Source organism: Cetobacterium sp. ZWU0022 (assembly GCF_000800875.1).
Classification (GTDB): domain Bacteria; phylum Fusobacteriota; class Fusobacteriia; order Fusobacteriales; family Fusobacteriaceae; genus Cetobacterium_A.
In genome coordinates, this window is record NZ_JRJZ01000103.1 from 1 (window position 1) to 3,435 (window position 3,435).

At 30.7% G+C, this 3,435-nt stretch carries 4 protein-coding genes; 1 reads left to right on the forward strand and 3 read right to left on the reverse strand.

Going from position 1 to position 3,435, the window contains the following annotated elements:
• Positions 1–81: 81 nt before the first annotated feature.
• Positions 82–438 carry a cupin domain-containing protein gene (locus L988_RS08410; protein WP_047383373.1) on the forward strand — a complete coding sequence of 119 codons (357 nt, stop codon included), beginning with the start codon at positions 82–84 and terminating at the stop codon, positions 436–438.
• Between the two features lie 104 nt (positions 439–542).
• Here the strand turns inward: L988_RS08410 and L988_RS08415 are convergent, their stop codons facing one another.
• The 3 genes from L988_RS08415 to L988_RS13460 all read right to left on the reverse strand — a co-directional run bounded on the left by L988_RS08415 (position 543) and on the right by L988_RS13460 (position 3,374).
• Positions 543–923 (reverse strand): DUF1971 domain-containing protein, encoded by a 381-nt coding sequence (locus L988_RS08415; RefSeq protein WP_047383374.1) that lies wholly within the window; start codon positions 921–923, stop codon positions 543–545.
• Positions 924–1,004: 81 nt separating this feature from the next.
• On the reverse strand, positions 1,005–2,591 hold the full coding sequence (locus L988_RS08420) for a choice-of-anchor I family protein (RefSeq protein WP_052191768.1): 1,587 nt from the start codon (positions 2,589–2,591) through the stop codon (positions 1,005–1,007).
• A 372-nt stretch (positions 2,592–2,963) separates the two neighbouring features.
• A complete protein-coding gene (locus L988_RS13460; protein WP_369797085.1) occupies positions 2,964–3,374 on the reverse strand; it encodes an FAD-binding protein in 411 nt (136 codons plus the stop codon).
• Positions 3,375–3,435: the final 61 nt, after the last annotated feature.

Consider the following 3,435-nt stretch of genomic DNA (forward strand, 5'->3'; position numbering starts at 1 on the left):
ATAACTATTATACCTCAAAGGATTGGAGTAGTTTCAATAAATTTTAAGTTAACAGAAACATAATAATAGAAGGGGGACATTATGATTAAACGAAAAAATGAATTAGAAATCAAAGAGATTGAAGGATTAAGAGGTGGAGTTGGAAAATTAAAAATGACTGAAATCCTATCTAAAGATGAACTTCAAAATGAAGGGAAACTTTTTAGTAGAGTCATTCTAGAGAAAAATTCATCTGTCGGACTACATAAACATGTGAACGACTTTGAAGTCTACTATATCTTAAAAGGAGTTGGTCTAGTAGAAGAGGAAAGTGGTACCTATACAGTCAATGAAGGAGATGTAGTTTATACTTGTGATGGAGAACAACACTCTTTATTAAATATCGGAGATTCTGAATTAGAGATGTTAGCTGTTGTTATCAATAATAACTGCAATTAATAGGGTTTTAAATAAAAAAAATAAAACTCCCTTTAAACTAAATAGATTTTGATTTCATCTATCTAGTAAAAAGGGAGTTTTTTTAAAGTATTTATTTTAATAGTTTATTTAATAAAATTTTCTCCTGGTCTTAAAGCAGTTTTATCCACTATCATTTTGTCATCATAATGATAAAATTCAACTTTAAATTCAACAGCTCCTGTTAAAATAACACGATGATATCTCTCAGGATAAATAACTAACGGATGATTTGAATCAACTGTATAAACTTTCTCTTCTTCATCTTCCCAAACATAGTTTAATTCACCTTTTCTTACTACAAGATATCCCAATTTATTTTTAGGTGCCATATGATTTTTTAAAATATCTGGAAATACATTTTCCTCTGTCATAAAAGGTGTCTCTCCAACTTTATCTAAATCTTTTGGTAAAACAGAGTTATCATATAATTTAATATCTTCTTTATTTCTATAGCTATTCTTCATAATTTCCACTCCTTTATCTTTATATACAAAGTATACAATAAAGGTGTCATAACTTCAGTAACATATGTTACTATTTTAAATCTATTTTGAAACTTTCAATTCATAGATAGCTATTGAGTTTGAAATCTCATTTGATGAGATTAATAGTGGCTTTCCTGTAGGTGACTTCTCTGAAGCTACAAATTTTAACCCTTCAATCCCTACATCCCCTTTAACATCTTCAGAGTAATCTCTTCCAGAGAAGAATCCAGCAAACTCAGGTTTTGTAGCATCTGTAATATCAAATGTTACAACTCCTCCAATTCTTTCCAATCCTACAAAAGCAAATGTTCTTCCATCTATTGTTCCAATCTCCACATCTTCTGGCTCTGGACCTTTAGAGTTATTTCTTGAGTATGGCTTTACATTTGTGTTGCTCGAATTGAAATATTCAGGTAGATATTTTTTAGTAATCTCTTCTAACTGATTTCCTGAATCAAATACAAGTTTCACTCCTCCAGCTTCTACTTTAAATATAGAAAATGATCTAGCTCCAAACGAATAAAGTTTATCATACTCGCCTTTTTCATTTAAACCTCTAAACTTACTAATTTTTAAATTTCTCATATCCTCTGTAACTGGTACATTTATTTTTTTACCCGCTTCTAATAATTTTCCTATAGTAGAATCATCTTCCACAAATAATCCTTTACCATAATCTCTGGCGTCTCCCTCATTTGCAGTTATTAAATAAGTACTATTATTTTGATTAAAAACTTTTATTCCATCTGGTTGATACATTCCAAATACATCTGCTGTAACTAAATTTGGACTATTTTTTCCAATTGCAAAACTATTTTCTGGTTTTGAATGGTCTTTTACTCCCATAGATTCAATCCAAACGAATTTTCCAGCCTCGATATCTATTTTTCCAATCGCACTATCCTCTTGGAATGAAACGTATGCAAATTTTCCAACTTCATCTATTGTGATATATTCTGGCTCTAAAGCCTGACTGTATGTTGGTTTATGTGGAGCAGCTTTAACATATTCGTCTAAATTCGCTTTTAGCTCTCCTTTTATTAGTGCTTCATCTATTTTAACTTCTATAACTCTTCCTTTATCCAAACCTTTCGATAAATCTAGAATAGAAATACTTCCTTCTGGATCAACTTTAAGTCCTTTTCCTGGTTCTCCTTCATTTGCTACAACAACTTTTAAACTGTCAGGGGTTATAGCTAAATTATCTGGTAAAGCTCCAACTTTATAGTGAGCTATATAATCACCTTCTAAACTTGTTATAACTATATATCCTTTTTCTGTTGTTGGATTTAAAGCTACTGATAAAGCCAAGAATTTTCCATTCGGACTAACTTTAATACAAGTCAAATCACTAACTTCCTCAGTTGTCCCTATAAATTTTTGAATATCTACTCTTTTAGAAAGATTGAACTCCTTCTCTTTATTTTTTAACCCATCCACTTTAACAATATCTAAAGATGGTTTTTGAATATCGGTATTAGTTCCATTTGCTACAAATAAAGTATTATTATAAAAGTCAACTATATCGATTGGCCCCCCTGCTCCTATCGGTGCACCTTGGAAATGTCCAACCTTTTCCATTGATATCTGTGCTGAATATGATGTAGCAGCAATTAGTAATGCTCCTATAGCTGTTAAAATTTTCATAACCCCTCCAAAATCTATTTTATAATCTTTTATAATTATCTCATACTAGTGTAAATAAAATATTTTTTTCTTGTTAAAAAATTGTAAATAAAAAAAGGAAACTATTATTCTTATAAGTATAAAATGTCATGAAGTGTTTCCAGTGGAATTTTGCGTAGTTTTAGCAGTGGAAAAAAGTCTCTACACCCCCCCCAGAGACTTTTTTCTTTTTTTTGTACAATCATATAAAATTATTACTCATAAAATTTTAATAAGTATTTCAAAATAAAACGATTGTAATCCTAAAAAACTTGTGATATATTAATAAGTGGGGATATTAAATTTTTAAATAAAAAAAGGCAACTTTATGTTTAAGGTTGCCTTTTTATTTTTTTATTTATTTTTTGCTGCCTCTTCTCCTGCTATTTTTCCAAAAACAGTTATTTCAGCCAAAGCATTTCCACCTAAACGATTGCTTCCATGAAGCCCGCCTGTTACCTCTCCTGCTGCAAATAACCCCGGAATAGGATTTCCTGCTTTATCTAAAACTTGTGTTTTTTCATTGATTTCAATTCCACCCATAGTGTGATGAACTGTTGGAACACGTGGTCCTGCATAGAATGGAGCCTTATCCAATTTATTTGCAAATAGTTTTCTTCCAAATTCATCAGTTTTATTCTCAACAGCAACGTTAAACTTATCTATTGTATCTTTTAATACAACTGGATCAACTTTAATTTTAGTTGCTAGCTCCTCTACTGTTTCACCTTTAAATGCTCTACCTTTTTTTACTAAGTCCTCTATTGTTTATAGCAATAGGTAAGGCTTTGAAGTTATCTCCACCTTTTCCCCTGCTCCACACCGT